15 protein-coding genes are annotated in these 19,847 nt (G+C 66.9%); 8 read left to right on the top strand and 7 right to left on the bottom strand.

The genetic code is table 11. The features are described 5' to 3' along the window. Positions 1-341 precede the first annotated feature (341 nt). Entirely contained in the window at positions 342-1,067 is a 726-nt protein-coding gene (locus ABE485_RS10630; RefSeq protein ID WP_346515263.1) for a PAS domain S-box protein, read from the top strand. Here ABE485_RS10630 and ABE485_RS10625 read toward each other — a convergent pair. Then, positions 1,053-2,021: a Bug family tripartite tricarboxylate transporter substrate binding protein gene (locus tag ABE485_RS10625; protein WP_346515262.1), complete on the bottom strand. Its 969-nt coding sequence runs from the start codon at positions 2,019-2,021 to the stop codon at positions 1,053-1,055. The two genes, ABE485_RS10630 and ABE485_RS10625, sit on opposite strands and share 15 nt — an antisense overlap. 129 nt (positions 2,022-2,150) lie before the next feature. Here ABE485_RS10625 and ABE485_RS10620 point away from each other — a divergent pair, with 129 nt between their 5' ends. From ABE485_RS10620 to ABE485_RS10590, 7 genes are all read left to right on the top strand, one after another. Further along, the gene (locus ABE485_RS10620) at positions 2,151-3,095 is read left to right on the top strand and encodes a LysR family transcriptional regulator (RefSeq protein ID WP_346515261.1); all 945 of its coding nucleotides are present in this window, start codon (positions 2,151-2,153) and stop codon (positions 3,093-3,095) included. Between the two features lie 131 nt (positions 3,096-3,226). Continuing rightward, positions 3,227-5,302, top strand: coding sequence for a hydantoinase/oxoprolinase family protein (locus tag ABE485_RS10615; RefSeq protein ID WP_346515260.1), 2,076 nt, complete (start codon positions 3,227-3,229; stop codon positions 5,300-5,302). Positions 5,303-5,313: 11 nt separating this feature from the next. Then, a complete protein-coding gene (locus tag ABE485_RS10610) occupies positions 5,314-7,050 on the top strand; it encodes a hydantoinase B/oxoprolinase family protein (protein ID WP_346515259.1) in 1,737 nt (578 codons plus the stop codon). After that, positions 7,047-8,750: a thiamine pyrophosphate-dependent enzyme gene (locus ABE485_RS10605; protein ID WP_346515258.1), complete on the top strand. Its 1,704-nt coding sequence runs from the start codon at positions 7,047-7,049 to the stop codon at positions 8,748-8,750. The genes ABE485_RS10610 and ABE485_RS10605 overlap by 4 nt, the downstream gene beginning before the upstream one ends. Further along, entirely contained in the window at positions 8,747-9,043 is a 297-nt protein-coding gene (locus tag ABE485_RS10600) for a (2Fe-2S)-binding protein (RefSeq protein WP_346515257.1), read from the top strand. The genes ABE485_RS10605 and ABE485_RS10600 overlap by 4 nt, the downstream gene beginning before the upstream one ends. Beyond that, positions 9,040-10,425 carry an NAD(P)/FAD-dependent oxidoreductase gene (locus ABE485_RS10595; protein ID WP_346515256.1) on the top strand — a complete coding sequence of 462 codons (1,386 nt, stop codon included), beginning with the start codon at positions 9,040-9,042 and terminating at the stop codon, positions 10,423-10,425. The genes ABE485_RS10600 and ABE485_RS10595 overlap by 4 nt, the downstream gene beginning before the upstream one ends. After that, positions 10,422-11,543: an NAD(P)/FAD-dependent oxidoreductase gene (locus ABE485_RS10590; RefSeq protein WP_346515255.1), complete on the top strand. Its 1,122-nt coding sequence runs from the start codon at positions 10,422-10,424 to the stop codon at positions 11,541-11,543. The genes ABE485_RS10595 and ABE485_RS10590 overlap by 4 nt, the downstream gene beginning before the upstream one ends. An 83-nt stretch (positions 11,544-11,626) precedes the next feature. Here the strand turns inward: ABE485_RS10590 and ABE485_RS10585 are convergent, their stop codons facing one another. The 6 genes from ABE485_RS10585 to hydA all read right to left on the bottom strand — a co-directional run bounded on the left by ABE485_RS10585 (position 11,627) and on the right by hydA (position 19,742). Further along, positions 11,627-13,279, bottom strand: coding sequence for an ABC transporter ATP-binding protein (locus ABE485_RS10585; RefSeq protein WP_346515254.1), 1,653 nt, complete (start codon positions 13,277-13,279; stop codon positions 11,627-11,629). A 1-nt stretch (position 13,280) separates the two neighbouring features. Further along, complete coding sequence (locus ABE485_RS10580; protein ID WP_346515253.1) at positions 13,281-14,177, bottom strand: ABC transporter permease; 897 nt, start codon at positions 14,175-14,177, stop codon at positions 13,281-13,283. Positions 14,178-14,187: 10 nt separating this feature from the next. Next, entirely contained in the window at positions 14,188-15,129 is a 942-nt protein-coding gene (locus tag ABE485_RS10575; protein ID WP_346515252.1) for an ABC transporter permease, read from the bottom strand. Positions 15,130-15,132: 3 nt separating this feature from the next. Then, positions 15,133-16,737 carry an ABC transporter substrate-binding protein gene (locus tag ABE485_RS10570; RefSeq protein WP_430795413.1) on the bottom strand — a complete coding sequence of 535 codons (1,605 nt, stop codon included), beginning with the start codon at positions 16,735-16,737 and terminating at the stop codon, positions 15,133-15,135. Positions 16,738-16,807: 70 nt separating this feature from the next. Beyond that, positions 16,808-18,250, bottom strand: coding sequence for an amidohydrolase family protein (locus tag ABE485_RS10565; protein ID WP_346515251.1), 1,443 nt, complete (start codon positions 18,248-18,250; stop codon positions 16,808-16,810). A 43-nt stretch (positions 18,251-18,293) separates the two neighbouring features. Next, positions 18,294-19,742 carry a dihydropyrimidinase gene (hydA, locus tag ABE485_RS10560; RefSeq protein WP_346515344.1) on the bottom strand — a complete coding sequence of 483 codons (1,449 nt, stop codon included), beginning with the start codon at positions 19,740-19,742 and terminating at the stop codon, positions 18,294-18,296. Between the last annotated feature and the right edge of the window lie 105 nt (positions 19,743-19,847).

Genomic DNA, 19,847 nt, shown 5'->3' with positions numbered 1-19,847 from the left:
GCGCGGATCGGCAGGCTTTCCGGCAGTCTTCGTGCGAGCTTGGTCCGACAGCAATGCAATCGGTGCGGCGGACTGCGGAAATCGGCCGCGGAAATGCGTGCTTGCAGCCGCGGCGGAGGGGAGTATATGGATTTGCGCGCGCCTGAAGCTGAGCAAAGATGAGCGCGAATGCTGAGCAAAGCTGAGCACCAATTCGGGGCAAGAATGAACGCGCGCGTCGGGCATTCCAGCGCGACAGCGCCTAAAAAATGTGCGCAGACAGGAATCAAGTCTGGTTAAACTGGCCGCCGCCCTATCCGGGTACGTTGCTACCGGTGCCCTAATACCAGACAGGAACCCTCATGTCCGCCCCGCCGCCCGCCGACTTGATGCCGATGCTTTTGGACGCTGTCTGCGTCGTGACCGAGTCCGGCGTCTTCCTGAGCGTGACGGGGGCCTGTGAACAGATCTTCGGCTACACGCCGCAGGAAATGGTGGGCCGCCAGATGATGGACCTGATCTACGAGCCCGACCGTTCGTCCACGGTGGCCGCAGTCGACAGGCTCATGAGCGGCAAGCTGCAATACGACTTCGAGAACCGCTACGTGCGCAAGGACGGCCGGGTCGTGCGCATCATGTGGTCCGCACGCTGGTATCCCGAGAAACAGATACGCGTGGCCGTGGCGCGGAACGTCACCGAACGGCAGGCCGATGGCTCGGCCACGGTGCCCGAACCCATGCCGTGGCAACTTTGCTATTCCCCGCCGAGCCTCGTGCCTCCCGGCGCACCGCCCATCCCCTTGTCCCACCAGGACTACACCGTCCTGGCCACGCTTGCCGCCCACGACCAGGGCGCCAGCCGCAAGGCCATCGTGGAAGCGCTAGGCAAGGATTACTGGACCTACGACCGGCGCAGCCTGGACACGCAGATGCGCCGCCTGCGCCGAAAGGTGGAGCAGGCCTGCGACCGCAAGCTGCCGGTCGCGACGCTCAGGGGAATGGGGTACCGGTTCTACGATCCGATCGAATGCAGGCAGCGCGGCGAGGCGCCGCGGGCTCTCGGGTCGCCTGCCTCACATGGGCTGTAGATCGACTTCCTTGGCGATCTTGCCGAAGGCTTCCAGGTCCCCCTTCACACGCGCCGTGGTGTCGGCCGGCGTGGAAGCGCGCGGGATCATGGCCAGATCCAGCAACCGCTGCTTCATTTCGGGCTTGGCGAATTCCCGCGCGATAGCTTGCTGTATCTTTTCGACGATCGCATCCGGCGTGCCCTTTGGCGCAGCCAGGCCGAACCAGGCCACGGCGGAGAAGCCCGGCATGCCGGCCTGAGGCGCGGTTGGCACATCCGGCAATGCAGCCACGCGCTCCGGATTGGTGACAAACAGCGGCCGCACCTTGCCCGCCTTGATGAAAGGCGTCTGCACACCGGTGTTGTCCAGCACGGCGTCGATGTGGCCGCCCAGCAGATCGTTCATCGCCGGGCTGCTCCCCTTGTAGGGCACGATGTTGATCTGTATGCCCGCCGCGCGGGCAAACATGAGTTGCGTAAGGTGCTGCTGGGTGCCAAGGCCGGCATTGCCGAACGTGATCTTGTTGGGATTGCGGCGGCCATAGTCGATGAATTCCTGCAGCGTCTTGGCGGGGAACTCATTGTTCGTCACCACGACGAACGGCAGGTCCACCAGCACCGTGATCTGCTTGAAATCCTCCAGCGGCTTGTATCGCAGTTTGTAGACGTATGGGTTGACGGCCATCGTGCCGCTGGCGGTCAGGGCCAGGGTATAGCCGTCAGGTTCCGCACGGGCAACGTGCTCGGTGCCCAGCACACCGCCCGCGCCAGGCTTGGCCTCGACAATGACGGGCTGGCCCAGCTCGCTCTGCACCGCCTGGGCCGCGAAACGCGCCAGCATGTCGGCCGACCCGCCCGTGGCATAAGGCAGGACGATCGTGATCGGCTTGCTGGGATAGTTGTCCGCGGCTGCGGCGGATGAGGCTGCGAAGGCGGCCACACAGGCGGTCAGAAACTTCAGCTTCTTTATCATCGATTGATTACCCAAGTTGCGGAGGAACTGCCAGGAACCCGGGCAAGGTTAAGCGGTCCCGCGTTATATGACCAATCAACAATTAAAATAAAACATCATCAACGCTGCTGATAACCAATTAGGGTAAACGTGCTTGACGCCATCGACCTGAACCTGCTGCGCATATTCGACGCCGTGATGACCGAGCGCAATGTCACGCGGGCGGCATACACCCTGCATATGACGCAGCCGGCGGTCAGCAACGCCATCAACCGGCTGCGCCTGACGCTGAAGGATCCGCTATTCGTCAAGGTGCAAGGCGGCGTCCTGCCCACCCAGCGCGCCGAATTGCTCTGGCCCCCCATCCGCGACGCGCTGGCCCGCATCGCCGAGACCCTGGAGCGCAATGAGTTCGACCCCGCTCGCTCGGAGGCCGTCTTCCGCCTGGCGATGTCCGACTACGTGGCCGACCAGGTCATCCGGCCGCTGTTCGTCGAACAGCAGGCGGTGGCGCCCAATATCCGAATCCACCTGCACCCCTATTCGCTTGACAACACGACCTCGTTGCTGGAAAAGGGCGAAGTCGATATGGCAGCGGGCGTGTACTCGAACTTCGGCTCGTCGCTACGCACCCTGCCGCTTGAAACCCTGACCTACGTCTGCGCGATGCGCAAGGGCCATCCGCTGCTGTCCTTGCCGCGCTTCACACTGGACGACTTCCTGCGTGCGCGCCATCTGGTGGTAAGCCTGCTGGGCACGGCGGCCCTGATCGATCACGAATTGGCCGCCCACGGCTACAAGCGCAACGCAGTACTGACAATCAACCAGTTCGCGCTCGCCCCGCGCCTGCTCGCCGAGACCGACCTGATCTGCGTGGTGCCGGTCAATGCCGTGCGCAACAGCCCACACAGCCACCAACTGGAGGCCATCGAGGCCCCCTTTCCGCTGATCCCCCGCACGGTCAACCTGATTTGGCACGAGCGCTCGGACAACCTGCCCTCACACCGCTGGCTTCGCGAGGAAATCCTCAAGGTGTGCAAGGCGCAGGGCATGATGTTCGACCCGGCGCAAGGGACCGAGTCGCACGCTTATTGAATCCCATCGTCATTCATATAACTGATAACTATCAATGCAATTCTTTGATTAGATCGAATGACCGCCCGTCGATAAGATTCTGGTCACCCTAGCTTCGGCGCATGTCCGCGCCGGCTTCCTGGAGACCAGCGTTGACCCAGATCGCATCCCCCACCGGCGAGCGCCGTTTCCGCGTCGGCTTTGACGTGGGCGGCACCTTCACTGACTTCACTCTCCTGGCCGAGCACAGCGGCGCGCTGTCCTACTTCAAGGTGCCGTCGACGCCACACGACCCGTCAGAGGCAATCCAGAGCGGCCTCGCCCATCTGATGCGCGAGCACGAGATCGCCGGCGACGAACTGGTCCACGTGGGCCACGGCACCACGGTGGCCACCAATATGGTGATCGAGCGCCGCGGCGCGCGCTGCGCGCTGGTCACCACGCGCGGCTTTCGCGACGTGCTGGAGATTGGCCGGCAAACCCGCCCGCATCTGTACGACTACAACGTCATCAAGCCGGCGCCGCTGGCGCCGCGCGAGTGGCGATTCGAGATCAGCGAACGCATGACAGCGGACGGTTCCGTGCTGCAGGCACTGAATGAGGACGAGGTCATCGCGGTCGCGCGGCAACTCGCCGACGCGAAGGTCGAAGCGGTTGCCATCTGCTTCATGCACAGCTATCGCAACGACGCCCACGAACGCCGCACGCGCGAAATCCTGGCCGAGTATCTTCCGGATGCCTACCTCAGCGTTTCCAGCGAAATACTGCCGGAGTTCCGCGAGTATGAACGCATGTCGACCACGGCCCTGAACGCCTATGTGGGCCCACGCATGGCGTCGTACATGCGAAACCTGGTCGGTTCGGTGCAGGCAATGGGCGTGCGCGTGCCTCCCACCACCGTGCATTCCAACGGGGGGCTGATGTCGGTCGAGTCGGTGCTGACCGCGCCGGTGCGGACATGCGTGTCCGGCCCTGCTGCCGGCGTGATCGGCGCAGCCGAGCTCGGGCAGGCCGCCGGTTTTCACAACCTGATCACTTTCGACGTCGGCGGCACCAGCACGGACGTATCGCTGGTGGCCGAACTACAGCCGCTATTCACCTCCAGCCGGCTGGTGGCCGACTACCCCGTCAAGACCCAGATGGTCGACGTACACGTCATCGGCGCGGGTGGCGGCAGCATCGCACGCATCGACGACGCTGGCGCATTGAAGGTGGGCCCGCAAAGCGCCGGCGCAGTACCGGGCCCCATCGCCTACAACCGGGGCGGTACGACCGTCACCCTGACGGACGCGCACGTCGCGCTCGGCCGCCTGAATCCCGTGGCGCTGCTTGAAGGCCGCATGGCTGTGCATGCCGAACGCGCCTGCGCCGCGCTTCAGGCCCAAGTGGCCGACCCGCTGGGCATCAGCCTTGAAGAAGCGGCCTATGGCATTTTGCGGATCGCCAACTCAAACATGGCTCGGGCGGTACGCGCGGTCTCCACCGAACGCGGCCATGACATCCGCAAGTTCGCCTTGTGCGCCTTCGGCGGCGCGGGCGGCCTGCACGCGGCCGAACTGGCGCGCGACTGCGGCATCGGCACGCTGTTGATTCCGCAGGAGCCCGGCACCATGTGCGCGCGCGGCATCCTGCTGTCGGACATATCGATGGACTTCGTACAGACGCTGATGGCCAACGCGAATGAACAGGGCTGGCAGGCAGTGCAGCAGGCGCTGGACGCACTGGGCAGCAAAGCGCGCGCGTGGCTGACGGACGAAGGCGTGGAGGATTCCGCCCAGCGCCTGTCGGCCGTCATCGACGCGCGCTACCAGGGCCAGAATTTCGAGATCCCCGTGCCGCTGGACGGCATGCACCTCATGCCGCTGACCGACTTCGTCGCGGCCTTCAGCGCGGCCCACATTCGCGAATATGGCTACGACGCAGCCGGCCGCGCGGTCGAGATCGTCAACTGCCGTGTCCGGGCAGTGGGGGTGGTGCCGCGCGCGCCGATCGCACGCGTTCCTGGCGGCGCCAGCCTCGCGGGCGCGATAAAGGAGCATCGGGCCGTGTACTTCGAAGGCGCCGGATGGACCGACACCCCCATCTATCGCCGCGCCCTGCTTCCGGCAGGCGTCCCGATCGACGGGCCTTCCGTCATCGAGGAGATGAGTTCGACCACCGTGATCCTGCCCGGCCAGCAAGCGCGCGCGGACGACTACGGCAACCTCGTCGTCAACCTCAACCCCTAAGGCAGACCGACATGACCACTGCAATGACTGCAGCCGCCGAGACCGACGCGTTCGACCCCATTGAAATGGAGGTTTTCAGCAACCGACTGCTGTCCATCACCGAAGAAATGGGCAACACGCTGATTCGCTCCTCGTTTTCCAGCAACATCAAAGAGCGCAAGGACTGCTCCGTGGCGCTGTTCGACGCCGCCGGCCGACTGGTGGCGCAGGCCGCCCACGTGCCGGTGCACCTGGGATCGCTGTCGGGCGGGATCGACGCCGTGCTGCGCCGTTACGGCGCGGTCGGCATCCGCCCCGGCGATGCATTCCTGTGCAACGACGCCTACCTGGCCGGCGGCACCCACGCACCGGATATCACCGTCGTATCACCCATCTTCTGCGAAGGCGTACTGCGCTTTTTCGCCGCCAACATCGGCCACCATACCGACGTGGGCGGCGCCGTGCCAGGATCAACCTCACATCACCTCAAGACCGTCTGGGAGGAAGGCATCCGCCTGCCAGCCATGCGTATCGTTCGCCAGGGCGAGCTGGACCTGGACCTGCTGGAGATGATCGCGCACAACACGCGGGAACCCGACAACCGCATGCACGATATCCGCGCCCAGATCGCCACCAACGACAAGGGCGCTCGCCTGATGCTCGAGCTGGTGAGCCAAGCCGGCCTGGACACGGTGCTGTCCGCCATCGATGGCATCCTGCGCTACACAGAACGGCGGCTGCGCAACCGCATCGCCCAGCTTCCGACCGGCTGCGTTTCGTTCACGGAACGCATGGACGATGACGGCATGGGAGGCGAACCGGTGGTGATCCAGGCCAACGTGCAGGCGCGCGACGGCCAACTGCACGTGGACTTCACCGGCACCGGCAAGCAGGCGCGCGGCGCCTTCAACCTGCCGGCCAGCGCACTCAACGCCAGCGTGTACTTCGCGGTCAAGGCTATGCTCGACCCTGAACTGATGCCGAACAACGGGCTCTTCCAGCCCATTACCATCAGTGCGCCCGAAGGCACGATCACCAATCCGGTGTTTCCCGCCGCCGTGGGCGCGCGCGTCACCACCGCGCAGCGCGTGGCGGGCACCGTAATCGGGGCCCTGGGCCAACTGCTGCCCCCCGGCCGTGCGATGGCGTCGTCCAATGATGTCATGCCTTCCATGCTGTTCTCCGGTCCCATGCGCGACGGGAAAGGGACTTTCGTCTACCTGGAGACCCTGGGAGGCGGCGCCGGCGGGCGTGCCCAGGGCGACGGCATGGACGGCATCCAGGTCAATGTCACCAACACGTCCAACCTGCCCGCCGAGGCGCTGGAAATCGAGTATCCGCTGCTGGTCGACGAATATGCCCTGGTGAACGACACCGGCGGCGCAGGCCAGTACCGCGGCGGCATGGGCATCGCGCGCCAGATCCGCTCGCTGCACGACCAATTGGCTTGCACCATCCGCTGCGACGCTGCGCTGTTCGGCGCGGCTGGGCTCGATGGTGGCCTGACGGGCGGCACTTCGCGCCTCATCCAGAATCCTGGACGCGCGGACGAGCAGCGGCTGGCTAACAAGATTTCGGGCCACGCCCTGCCGGCAGGCTTCTCGGTGCGCCTGGAAACTCCCGGCGGCGGCGGCTATGGGATGCCCACCGAGCGCGCCTTGGCCGACATCCGTCGCGACGTCGTCGGCGGCAAGGTGAGCCGTGCCGCCGCGGAGCGCGACTACGGACGCGAGCGCGTAGCCCTTGCTCTTGAACAGGAAAGCACATGAGCCGTCCCGCATCCGCCGTACCGCGCAGCGGCGGCGACGTCCTGATCGCGCAATTGCAGGCGTTTGGCGTGCGGCGCGTGTTCATGGTTCCCGGCGAGAGCTTCCTGCCCTGCATCGACGCGCTATACGCGCGACGCGATGCAATCGAGTCCATCGTCTGCCGCCAGGAAGGCGGCGCGGCCTACATGGCCGAGGCGCACGGCAAGCTGACTGGCCAACCCGGCATCTGTTTCGTGTCGCGTGGCCCCGGCGCCACCAACGCGGCTATCGGCGTGCATACCGCCCGCGAAGACTCCACTCCCATGATCCTGTTCATTGGCCAGGTCGGCAGCGACACGGTGGATCGCCAGTGCTTCCAGGAAGTGGACTACCGCGCGATGTACGCCCCGCTGGCGAAATGGGCAGCGCAAATCGATCGCGCCGACCGTATCCCGGAGTACCTGGCGCGCGCCTGGGCAATCGCCACCAGCGGGCGCCCGGGCCCGGTCGTGCTGGCGCTGCCCGAGGACATGCTGGCCGACCTGACCTGCGCGCCGCTGGCTGTTCCGTACTGCGCGCCGCAAGCCAGCCCCACGTCCGGCGACATGCAGCAACTGCAGCAACTGATCGAATCCGCGGCCAAGCCGTTGCTCCTGCTTGGAGGTTCGCGCTGGACGGAGGCGGCTCGCTCAGCGGTGCGCGACTTCGCCCTTCGCTTCGACCTGCCGGTCGCCACCGCCTGGCGGCGGTTGGAGCTGTTCGACAATGAGCACCCGAACTTCGTCGGCCAGGTCAGCGCCAGCATGCCCGCGCACCAGAAACAGGTTGTCATGGACAGCGACCTCGTCATCGCGCTGGGTACGCGCCTGTGCGAGCCGACCACCATCAACTACGAATGGCTGGCTTCGCCCACGCCGCGCCAGACCCTGGTGCACATCCACCCCGACGCCAACGAGATCGGCCGGCTTTGCACACCGACGCTCGGAATCGTTGCCAGCATGGCCGGCTTTGCCCAGGCGGCGGCGGGCGTCGCCCCCACGCCGGGCTGGCGGCCGCAGCGCAGAGGCGCGCACGCCACGGGCCCGGCTCCCGTGCTGCCGCCCACTCCCGGCCCGCTGGACTTGAACGCGGCCGCCCGCCATGTCGCGGCCACCCTGCCCCCGCGCGCCTGCGTCACCGTCGGCGCAGGCAACTACGCGTTGTATGCCCATCGGCATATCGCCTTCAAAGGGCTGGGCAGCCAGCTTGCGCCGGCCGTCGGCGCCATGGGCTATGGCCTGCCGGCAGCCATTGCCGCCAAGCTGGAGAATCGCGACGCCCCGGTCATCTGCTTTGCCGGCGACGGCTGCTTCCAGATGACCCTGCAGGAGGTCGCTACTGCCGTGCAGCACCGGCTGGGCATTGTCATCCTGGTGTTCAACAATGGGCTGTACGGCACCATCCGGCTGCACCAGGAACGCGCTTTTCCGGGCCGCGCGTTGACCACAACCCTGGTCAACCCGGACTTCGCCCAACTGGCGCAAAGCTATGGCGCCTTTGGACAGCGCGTCGCGTCCACCAAAGACTTTGCGCCGGCCTATGACGCCGCGCTCGCGTATGCCCACAAGCAGCGCCTGCCCGCAATCCTGGATCTGGTGTACGACGCCGACATCATCCTGCCTGACCGCACGCTGTCGCAGTTGCGAGCCGAGCAGGCACGCGTTGCTGAGCTGCGCGCATGACGCCCCTGCTGCGTCGCGCCGCGCCGCTTTCAGGCCCGGACCTGCGCCTGACCTGGAACGGCCAGCCGATTTCCGCTCAGCCTGGGGACACCGTCCTGACCGCGCTGCTGCTGGCCGGCGACAGGCTGCGTACAACCCTGGGCGAGCGCGCGCCGCGCGCGGGCTTCTGCCTCATGGGCGCCTGCCAGGACTGTTGGGTGCAGAACACCTCCGGCCAGCGCCTGCGCGCCTGTTCGACATTGGCGGAAGACGGCATGAGGCTGGTCGAGGCTTTGCCGGGAGAATGCCCATGACCACGCGAACCGACGCAATCCCTACGCCGCGGATGGTAGTGGTGGGCGCCGGACCCGCCGGCGTGCGGGCGGCGCATACCCTGCTGCGCCACGGCGTGCGGCCAGTAGTGATCGACGAAGCTTCCCTTCCCGGCGGCCAGATCTACCGCCAGAGCGCATCTCCGCGCGGCAGCGCGCGCGCACGCTATGGCTTTGAACACAAGCGCGCCGCCGCCATCCACGCAGCCGGCGCGCAACTGCGCGACCAAGCCGATTACCGCGCCCAGACGGCCGTCTGGAACGCCGCGCCCGGGCATCTGGATCTCGTTTGCGACGGGGAACTCGATAGTCAGCCCTACACGCATCTCCTGATCGCCACGGGCGCCACCGACCGCGTCCTGCCCTTTCCCGGGTGGACCCTGCCCGGCGTCTTCTCATTAGGGGGGGCCCAAATCGCCCTGAAGGGGCAGCATTGCCTGCTCGGGCCGCGCATCGTCTTCGCGGGCAGCGGACCGTTGCTGTATCTCGTCGCCTATCAGTACGCACGCGCGGGCGGCCAGGTGCAAGCCGTGCTCGATACCGCGCCGTTCGCCGGACAAGCCAGCGCCCTGCCCGCGATGATGAGCCAACCGGGCACGCTGGCCAAGGGCCTGTACTACCTGGGATGGCTGCGCGCGCACGGCATTCCCGTGCACCATTCAGCGAACCTGGCGGCCGCGCAGGGCACGGTCCGCGTGGAAGGCGTACGCGCGCGGATAGGCGGGGTCGAGCGCGACTTCGCCTGCGATGCCCTGGCGGTCGGCCACGGACTGCGTGCGGAAACCCAGCTGGCCGATCTGCTCGATTGCGCCTTCGATTTCGAAGCCGCGCAGCGAGCCTGGTTGCCAAGGCGTGACGCTGACGGCCGCAGCACTGTCGCGGGCGTCTACCTTGCGGGAGACGGCGCGGGCATCTCTGGCGCCGCGATGGCGGAACTGGCCGGCGAGCGCAGCGCCCTTGCCATGCTGGCCGACTGCGGCATCGGCATAAGCCTCGCACGCCTGCGCTGGATTAAGCGCAAGCAGGCTGCGCTGGTGCGTTTTCGACAGGAACTGGACCGGGCATTTCCGCTGCCTCCCGCGGACGCGGACTGCGATGACGGCGTTATCGTCTGCCGCTGCGAAGAAGTGCGGGCCGGCGAACTGCGCGCCGCCGCCGCGCAGTTCGCCATCGACGACCTCAATCGACTCAAGGCCCTGACCCGCATCGGCATGGGCCTGTGCCAGGGCCGCATGTGCCAGAGCGGCGCCGCCGAATTGCTGGCTGACTGCCGGCGAATCCCTCTATCGGCAATCGGCCGCCTGCGCGGCCAGGCCCCGGTCAAACCGCTGCCGCTATCCTCCCTGGGCAGCAGCCAGCCATGACCCTACTTCATACGCAAGTCGCCATCATCGGAGCGGGATTGGTCGGCTCCAGCGCCGCCCTGGCCCTGCGGCGCGCCGGCGTTGCCACTGCGCTGATCGAACGCGGCTTGTGCGGCGCGCGAGCCAGCGGCATCAACTTCGGCGGCGTGCGGCGCCAAGGCCGCAGCATCGAACAGCTCCATCTTGCCCAGCGCGCCCACGGCGTCTGGGCGAGGCTGCCCGAACTGATCGGCACCGATGCCGAATACAGGCGCACGGGCCACCTCAAACTTGCCCGTTCACAGTCGGATCTAGACAAGCTTGTCGCCTATCGCGAAAGGGTCCGGGATTTCGACCTGGACCTGCACATCCTGGACCGCGCCGCCCTGCGCAAGCGTTTCCCGGCCCTGGCAACAGACATCGTCGGCGGTTCGCTGTGCCCCGAGGACGGCCAGGCCAACCCCCGCCTGGTCGCGCCAGCTTTCGCCCACGCGGCAGCATGCGCCGGCGCCGATCTGCTGGAACACTGCACCATTGCCCAGGTGGACACCCTGGCCAGCGACTTCCTGCTGACCGCCGCAGACGGCCGCCGCATCCGCGCCGCCACGGTGATCAACGCCGCCGGCGCGTGGGGCGGGGTCGTCGCGGGCTGGTTTGGCGACATCCTGCCCTTGCAGGTCAAGTACCCGACCATGCTCGTCACCGAACCCCTGATGCGCCTGATTGGCGTCTCCCTGGGTGTCGAGGGCGGAGGGTTCTACGCGAGGCAGACCCCGAGCGGCAACATCGTCATGGGCGGCGGCTACGGTCATGCCCTGCCGGGTGACCGCAGCCGGCCCGGCCCTGCCGCCCTGGCAGAACTCGGCCGCAATGGCCCCGCCATTCTGCCCGCCCTTTCCCGCGCCAGCGTCATCCGCTGCTGGTCCGGAATCGAAGGCTACTTTCCCGACAAGAATCCCGTTATCGGTTTCAGCGCCAACGTGCCCCGGCTTCTGCACGCATTCGGATTCTCGGGGGGAGGCTTCCAGATTGCCCCGGCGGTGGGAGAGGTTCTTGCCGACATGGTCCTAGGAAGGGCGAGCTTGAAGATGGAGGAAAGGTTCTCCCCCAGCAGATGGAACGCCCTGACGGCCGGATAGCCTTTCGCTCCGTCGGAGCGAATACGCATCAAGGCCGATCCGCTGTCAGCCCTTCAAGCCAATGCGGGCGCGCCCCACCGCCCCTACTGCACCACCGCATCCACCGGCTGGAACCGCTTGAAATCCCAATGCCTGCCCGGCGCGGCCTCCAGCAGCTGGCGGGTGTAGCCGTCGCGCGGCCGGGTCAGCACTGCTGAAGCCTCCCCCGCCTCGACGATCTGCCCGGACTTCATCACCACGATGGAATTGCAGATCTGCGCCGCCACGCGCAGGTCGTGGGTGATGAACAGCACCGCGGTGTCGGTGCGGGCGCGGATGTCTTCGATCAGTTCCAGCACCTGTGCCTGCACCGACACATCCAGCGCCGACACGGCTTCGTCGGCGATCAGGATGTCGGGCCGCAGGGCCAGGGCCCGCGCGATGCAGATGCGTTGACGCTGCCCGCCCGAAAACTGATGCGGATAGCGGTCCATCGTCTCCGCGCCCAATCCGACGATATCGAGCAGCTCGACGGCCCGCGCGCGGGCCTCATCTTCCGGCACGCCGAAATTGCGCATGCCTTCGACGATGGAATCGCCCACGCGGATGCGTGCGTTGAGCGACCGGTACGGATCCTGGAACACCACCTGGATGCGCTTGCGCACCGGATGGAATTCCCGCTTGGTGGCGGTGGCGATTTCCGTGCCGTCCAGGCGCACGCTGCCGGCGCTGGGATCGATCAGCCGCGCGATGCAGCGTGCCAGCGTGGACTTGCCCGACCCAGACTCGCCCACGATGCCGACGATCTCCTTCTTGCGCAGCGTGAAGCTGACGTCTTGCACGGCATGCACCGTGCGCTTGGCCTTGAAGAAGCCGCGCTCCGAATAGGTCTTCCGCAGGCGCTTCACGACCAGCACCGGCTCGCCTTCGGGCGCCTGCCGCGCCGCCGGCGCCAGGCCCGGCACCGACGACACCAGCATGCGGGTGTAGGCTTCTTTCGGACGCGCCAGGATCTCGTCGCGCGTGCCCACTTCGACCAGCCTTCCCCGGTTCATCACCGCAATACGGTCGGCGATCTCGGCCACCACGCCAAAGTCGTGCGTAATGAACAGCACCGCCGTGTTGTGCGAGCGCTGCAGCTCCTGGATCAGCGCCAGGATCTGCTTTTGCGTCGTCACATCCAGCGCGGTGGTGGGTTCGTCCGCGATGAGCAGCTTGGGATTCAGGATCAGCGCCATGCAGATGACGATGCGCTGGCGCTGCCCGCCGGACAGCTGGTGCGGATACGACTGGTAGATGCGCTCCACGTCGGGCAGGCGCACCGATTCCAGCATGTCCAGGATCTTGCGCTTGCGGGCAGCGGCGTCCATGCCGCTGTGAGTGCGCAGCACCTCGTCGATCTGCCAGCCCACCGTGCGCACGGGGTTCAGCGCCGTCATGGGTTCCTGGAACACCATGGACATCCGGGTGGCGCGCAACTCGCGCAGCCGCTCCGGCGTGCAGGCCAGCACGTCCTCGCCGTCGAGCAGGATGCGGCCCGCGCTGGGCCGCAGCGCATCGGGCGCAAGCAGGCCCATCACCGAAAACGACGTGACGGACTTGCCCGACCCGGACTCGCCGACCACGCACAGCGTCTCGCCGGCGCGGATATCGAAACTGATGCCTTCGACTACGTGGCGCGGCTCGTCCTGTGGCGCGCCCACCAGCGCGACCGACAAGTTCTGCACCTGCAGCACGGGCATTGTGGAATCGTTCATGTCAGACCCTCCGCGCCATCTTGGGATCCAGGGCGTCGCGCATCGCGTCGCCCAGCATGTTCACGCTGAGCACCGTCAGCGCCAGGAACAGGCCCGGCAGCAGGATCAGCTCGGGCCGGACCTGGAAGTACATGCGGCCCTCGGCGATGACATTGCCCCACGACGGAAATTCCGGCGGCATGCCCACGCCCAGGAAGCTCATGACCGCCTCGGACAGCATGGCGGACGCGAAGATGAAGGTGCCCTGCACGATCAGCGGCGCCATCGTATTGGGCACCAGATGGCGCATCATCAGCACGCGGGTGGGCGTGCCCAGCGAAATGGCCGCTTCCACATAGGGTTCGTCGCGCAGGCTCAGGATCAGGCCGCGCACCAGGCGCACCACCCGCGGAAACTCCGGCACCGCAATCGCGATCAGCACCGTCAGCAGGCTGGCGCCGGTAACGGCGACCAGCGCGATGGCCAGCAGGATGCTGGGCACGGACATGATGCCGTCCATGATCCGCATGATGACCATGTCGGCCGCACGGAAATAGCCGGCGATCACGCCCAGCACCAGTCCGGGGATCAGCGCCGCGATGGCGGTGCCCGCGCCGATCATCAGCGAGATGCGCGCGCCGTGGATCACGCGCGACAGCACGTCGCGCCCGTAGGCGTCGGTGCCGAACCAGTGCTCGGCGGAAAACCCCTTCAGGCGCTGCATGGGGTTGATGGCCATGGGATCGGCCAGCCCCAGCAGATTGGCCGAAATAGCGGCCAGCACGATGACCGCCAGCATGACCAGCGCGGCCATGACCGGCCAGGTGGACAGCGTGCGGACCAGCGCCGACCGGGGCCGCTTGCGGGCGGCAGGGGCGACCCCGGCCCCACCCGCGATCGAGTGTACGGAAGTGGACATGCGGATTCCTTCAATAACGGATGCGCGGATCGAACACCGAATACAGGACGTCGATGGTCAGGTTCACGCCGATATAGACCAGCGAGAACAGCAGGATCAGCCCCTGGATCAGCGGATAATCGCGGGCCAGCACGGACTCGACCACCAGCCGGCCCAGGCCGGGCAGGTTGAACACCGATTCCGTGACGACCACGCCGCTGATCAGCAGCGCTATGCTGACGCCGATCACGGTGATGATGGGCACGGCTGCGTTGCGCAGCGCGTGCGCCATCATCACGGCGCGTTCGGTGATTCCCTTGGCGCGGGCGGTGCGGATGAAGTCTTCACCCATCACCTCCAGCACGCTGCTGCGGGCGATGCGCGCGATCAGCGCCACAAAGCCGGTGCTCAGCGCGATGGTGGGCAGCAGCAGGTGCATGCCGAAGGCCACCAGGCCCGCCGACGGCGATTTGTAGCCCTGCACCGGCAGCCAGCCCAGCTTCATGGCGAACAGCAGGATCAGCGCGTAGCCGGTGACGAAGATCGGCACCGAAAACCCCAGCACCGAGAACGCCATCACCGCCCGGTCGGCGCGGGTGCCGCGCCGCCACGCCGAAAAAACGCCCAGCGGCACCGCGATCAGCGTGGACAGCAGGATGGTCGACAGCGCCAGGGCCAGCGACGGCCCCACGCGGCTGCCGATCATCGCCGTGACCGGCGTGCCGGAATGCAGCGACGTGCCCAGATCGCCCTGCAGCACCTGTCCGCCCCACCGCATGAACTGGGTGGCCAGCGACCGGTCCAGTCCCATGTGTTCGCGGATCTGCGCCAGCTGCGTCTCGGTGGCCGCATCGCCCGCCAGGATCAGCGCCGGATCGCCGGGCGTCAGCCGCAGCAGGCAGAACACCAGCACGGCCACCGTCAGCACCACGGGAACCGTGGCCAGGACGCGTCTGAGGATGTAGCTGAACATGGCTTACTTGCTGGCTTTCTTGATGTTCCAGAACACCGGCGCGGGCGAATCCAGCACGCCCGACAGCTTCTTGCTGTAGGCCGCCGCGGTCTCGATCTGGCCCAGCGTGATGGCCACGCCTTCGTCCAGCATTACGTCCTGCAGCTGCTCGGCGATCTGCTTGCGTTCCGGTTCCGTGGCCGCCACCAGGAACTTGTCGCGCAGCGCTTCCACCTGCGGCACGGTCGGCCAGCCGAACCAGGCCTTCTCGCCGTTGGCCGACACGCCGTAGTTGCGCAGCGGATCCATGATCTCGCTGACGTGCCACGTGGTCACGAAAATGCTCCAGCCGCCCTTGGACGTCACGTCGCGGTTGGCGCGGCGCGACAGCATGGTCATGAAGTCCATGGCCTGGAGCTGGACGTTGAAGCCGGCTTGGCGCAGCTGCTGCGCCATCACCACGGGTATGGCCGAGGCCATCGCAATGTCGGTGGCGTGCAGGATCACGACGGGCGCGCCGTCGTACTTGGCTTCCTTCAGCAGCGCCTTGGCCTTTTCGATATTGGACGGCACGATCATGTCGGCGCGGGTGTTGCTGGAGTACGGCAGGTTGCAGCCGAACACCGCGCCGCAGGTCTTGAAGAATTCCGGATCGCCGACCTGCGCCTTCAGGATGTCGTCCTGGCCCACCGCGTACATGGCGGCCTGGCGCACCAGCTTGTTGTCGAACGGCGCATGCAGCTGGTTGAAGCGGTACATGGGCTGGTAGCCCATCTTGTCCAGGATGCGCAGCGTCAGGTCGGGCGAGCTCTTCACCATCGGCACCAGGTCGAACGGCACGGTCTCGATGTAGTCGACCTCGCCGCCCAAGAGGGCATTCACCGTCGTCATCGGGTCGGCCATCGCCACCCACTCCACGCGGTCCACGTTGACCACCTTGCCGCCCGCGGTCCAGCTGGGCGCTTCCTTGCGCGGCACGTAGTCGGTGTTCTTTTCGTAGACCGTCTTCACGCCCGGCTGGAATTCTTTCTGCACGAACTTGAAGGGGCCGGACCCGGTGTAGTCGGTGATGGCCTGCGCCACCGGCGTCTGCGCCACGCGCTTGGGCATCATGAAGCTGGGCAGGCCGCTGGGCTTGCCCAGCGCCGCCAGCACGTCCGCCGGCGCCGTCAGCACGATCTTGAAAGTCTTGTCGTCGACGACGTCCATCGACGCCACCAGCGGCATGAGCTGGCGGCCGGTCTTGTCCGACTGCGCCCAGCGCTGGATGGACGCCACGCAGTCCTCGGCCTTCACGGGCGTGCCGTCATGCCACTTCAGGCCGTCGCGCAGCGTGAACGTGTAGGTCTTGCCGTCGGGCGAAATTTCCCACTTGTCCGCCATCTGCGGCTGGATCTTGTTGTCCGCGTCCGTCGCCAGCAGCGTGTCGTAGATCATGTAGGCGTGATTGCGCGTCTGGTGCGACGCCGTCAGCACCGGATCCAGCACCGTCAGCTTGCTGGCCATCACCACGGTCAGCGTTTCCGCCTGCGCGGGCGCCCAGGCCATGGCGGCGGCGCAAGCCAGCGCCGCGCCGACGCGGCCAAGGCCGTAGCGGGTTTCAAGTCTTTCAGCATTCAGATAAGCCATGTCATTCCCTTGAAGTTTTTATGGATGAACGGGGCCTGTGGCCGGCCCCTCGGGTCAAGTTGCGATCGGATCAGACGATGTCGAACGACAGCGGCGACATCTGTTCGGCGCTGCGGCCGGCGACCAGGTCGCGCGACGGCACCAGCGCCTCGGCGCGGCGCTGGGCCTCGTCCACCTGTTCCGCGGCCTTGCGGTAGTCCAGCGAATTCACCTGCCCTTCATGCACCACGCGCCGGCCGTCGATGTACACGGTGTGCACGGCGCGGTCCGCGGCCGCATAGACCAGGCTGCGCACGGGGTCGCGCGACGGGCGCATCAGGTGGTGGGTCATGTCCACCATCACCAGATCGGCGCGCGCGCCCACCGCGATGCGGCCCAGGTCCTCGCGGCCCAGCGCCGTGGCGCCCCCGACGGTCGCGGCGTGGAAGACTTCGCCGGTGGTGACGGCGCGCGGCGTCTGCGCCATCAGGCGGGCCAGATAGCCCACGTGGCGCATTTCCTCGATCATGTTGTGCGGATAGGTGTCCGTGCCGATGCCCAGGTTGATGCCCGCGCGGCGGTAGCGCCCGAAGTCGCGCAGCGCCATGCCCCGGCGCATGAAGACCGTGGGACAGTGCGCCACGCTGGCGCCCGTTTCGGACAGGATGGACAAGTCGGTGGCCGTGCTCCAGTGCGTGTTCGGGTGGTCGTCCACGAAGATGCCGTGGCCGACGATGCTGCCCGGATCCAGCACGCCCAGGCTGTGCAGCCACTGCACGGGCGTCAGGCCATGGCGGCGCGTGATCTCGTGGAACTCAGGCAGGGACTGCGCGGCGTGCGTCTGCCAGCCGATGCCGCGGCGCTTGGCCTCCTGGTGGCTGGCCTTGAGCAGCTCCGGCGTGCAGGTGTCGATCTGCGCCGGCACCAGCATGCCCGTCAGCCGGCCGCATTCGTGGGCCTCGGCCTTGTCGATCAGCGCCAGCGCGCGCTCCATGCCGGCTTCGCCCGCCTTCTCGTTCCAGTCGTATTCCACGACGTGGCCGTTGCGCGTGTACCAGCGCGCCGAGCGGAACATCGGCGCGATGTACGCGCGCAGCCCGCTCTGCACCATGATGTCGATCCAGTGCTCGTGCGCCACCGACATGTCCACCACCGTCGTCACGCCGGACATCAGCAGTTCCGCGGCGGCCAGCGTGAGCTGCGCGGGCGCGGCTTCCTCGTCGCCTTCCATCGTGGGCATGTACTCGTACAGGTTGGAGTTGTACAGGCCCGCCGATCCGGTCTCGTCCGTGTAGCCCTTGTTGATGGGCTCATGCACAAGGTGGCTGTGGATGTCGACCAGGCCCGGCATCACCATCATGCCGCTGCCGCTGACGATCTCCGCGCCCGGCGCCGCCGCCTGCGCGCCCGGACCGACGTGCGTGATGCGTCCGTCCGCGAACGCCACGTCGGCGTTCTTCATGTACACGTGCCGCTGGCGCGCCTCGTCCCAGGCAACCACAACCTCGGCGTTCTTGATCAGGGTAGTCTTCAACGCAATATCCTCCGAAATGAATGACCGGTATCCGTGCGGCGCGCTAGCGCCAGGCGGGCTGCGCGCCCTTGCGGGCGCTGGGCGGCGCCAGGCTGGGCAGCCCGCGCGGCAGAAACTTTCCTTGGCCCGGCGCGCCCGCAAAGCGCGCGCCGTCCCAGACGATCTGGCCACGCAGCAGCGTCATCGCGGGCCATGCCCGCAACTGCATGCCCGCGTATGGCGTGTAGTCCACCGCGTGGTGCAGGTGCTCGTTGGCGAGCGTGAAATCGCGCTCTTCCCAGATCACCAGGTCGGCGTCGCTGCCGATGGCCAGCGTGCCCTTTTGCGGGTACAGGCCGTAGGCGCGCGCGGGCTGGGTCGCGGTCAGTTCCACGAAGCGGTTCAGGCTGATGCGCCCACCCAGCACGCCTTCGGAATACAGCAGCGGCATGCGGGTTTCGATGCCGGGAATGCCGTTCGGGATGTGGCGGAACGCCACCTCCTGGCCGCCGGGCGTCTTGCCGTTGTCGCCGGTCAGATTGAAAGGCGAGTGGTCGGACGAGAACACCGTGAAAAGGCCGTCGGCCAGGCCCTGCCAGATGTCTTCCTGGCTGGACGCATCGCGCGGCGGCGGGCTGCACACGCAGCGCGCGCCGAAATAGCTGTCGTCCGTGCCCAGGTCGGCCGCGGTCAGCAGGATGTATTGCGGGCAGGTTTCTGCGTAGACGTTCAGGCCCTTGGCGCGCGCCTCGCGGATCTGCGCCACCGCCTCGCCGCCCGAGATGTGCACCAGCAGGATGGGCACGTCGATCAGTTCCGACAGCGCGATCGCGCGGTGCGCGCCTTCGCGTTCCACCAGCGTCGGCCGCGATACCGCATGAAAGCGCGGCGCGGTGCGGCCCGCGGCTTCCAGGCGGCGCGTCAGCCAGGCAATGCAATCGGAGTTCTCGGCATGGATCATCGCCATGCCGCCGTGCGTGCGCGCCACCTCCAGCACATCCAGGATCTGGCCGTCCGACAGCTTGAGCGCGTCGTAGGTCATGTACAGCTTGAACGAGGTGTAGCCCGCCTCGATCAGGCGCGGCAGTTCCTCGTTCAGCACGGCCGGCGTGGGATCGGTCAGGATCAGGTGGAAGGCATAGTCCACGCACGCGCGGCCTTCGGCGCGCCGGTGGTAGTCGTCGATGGCGGCCTGCACGGTGCCGCCCTTGCGCTGCGCCGCGAACGGAATCACGGTGGTCGTCCCGCCGCAGGCGGCCGAGCGCGTGCCGGTGAAAAAGTCGTCCGCCAGCTTCACGGGCGGCGCCATCGGCTGGTCCAGGTGGCAATGCGCATCGACGCCGCCCGGCGTCACCACGCGTCCGGCGACGTCGATTTCGCACAGGCCCGGCGCCAGGCCGCGCCCGATCTGCACGATGCGGCCGCCTGAAATCCCCAGATCCGCGCGGCACGTGTCGCCGGCGGTCGCCAGCACCGCGTCGCGCAGCACCAGATCAAAACCCTGCTTCGTCATATGCGTCAGCCCGTCTGATCCGCCCGTTTCCTTGCCGCGAAAGCGCGGCCGGATGGACATGTTGTGAGCGGATTCTAGGCCGAATACAAAAATGATTACGCTAGT

Origin of the sequence: Achromobacter spanius, from assembly GCF_039673305.1 — a bacterium.
In the GTDB taxonomy this organism is placed as follows: domain Bacteria; phylum Pseudomonadota; class Gammaproteobacteria; order Burkholderiales; family Burkholderiaceae_B; genus Achromobacter; species Achromobacter spanius_F.
The sequence above is the reverse complement of the archived record's forward strand: the minus strand, read 5'-3'. Positions and strand labels throughout refer to the sequence as shown.

What these genes read in the sequence shown, in the direction of transcription:
- ABE485_RS10630 (WP_346515263.1), top strand. Translation starts at nt 342, where the DNA reads ATGTCCGCCCCGCCGCCCGCCGACTTGATGCCGATGCTTTTGGACGCT.
- ABE485_RS10625 (WP_346515262.1), bottom strand. Translation starts at nt 2,021, where the DNA reads ATGATAAAGAAGCTGAAGTTTCTGACCGCCTGTGTGGCCGCCTTCGCA.
- ABE485_RS10610 (WP_346515259.1), top strand. Translation starts at nt 5,314, where the DNA reads ATGACCACTGCAATGACTGCAGCCGCCGAGACCGACGCGTTCGACCCC.
- ABE485_RS10605 (WP_346515258.1), top strand. Translation starts at nt 7,047, where the DNA reads ATGAGCCGTCCCGCATCCGCCGTACCGCGCAGCGGCGGCGACGTCCTG.
- ABE485_RS10600 (WP_346515257.1), top strand. Translation starts at nt 8,747, where the DNA reads ATGACGCCCCTGCTGCGTCGCGCCGCGCCGCTTTCAGGCCCGGACCTG.
- ABE485_RS10595 (WP_346515256.1), top strand. Translation starts at nt 9,040, where the DNA reads ATGACCACGCGAACCGACGCAATCCCTACGCCGCGGATGGTAGTGGTG.
- ABE485_RS10590 (WP_346515255.1), top strand. Translation starts at nt 10,422, where the DNA reads ATGACCCTACTTCATACGCAAGTCGCCATCATCGGAGCGGGATTGGTC.
- ABE485_RS10585 (WP_346515254.1), bottom strand. Translation starts at nt 13,279, where the DNA reads ATGAACGATTCCACAATGCCCGTGCTGCAGGTGCAGAACTTGTCGGTC.
- ABE485_RS10580 (WP_346515253.1), bottom strand. Translation starts at nt 14,177, where the DNA reads ATGTCCACTTCCGTACACTCGATCGCGGGTGGGGCCGGGGTCGCCCCT.
- ABE485_RS10575 (WP_346515252.1), bottom strand. Translation starts at nt 15,129, where the DNA reads ATGTTCAGCTACATCCTCAGACGCGTCCTGGCCACGGTTCCCGTGGTG.
- ABE485_RS10570 (WP_430795413.1), bottom strand. Translation starts at nt 16,737, where the DNA reads ATGGCTTATCTGAATGCTGAAAGACTTGAAACCCGCTACGGCCTTGGC.
- hydA (WP_346515344.1), bottom strand. Translation starts at nt 19,742, where the DNA reads ATGACGAAGCAGGGTTTTGATCTGGTGCTGCGCGACGCGGTGCTGGCG.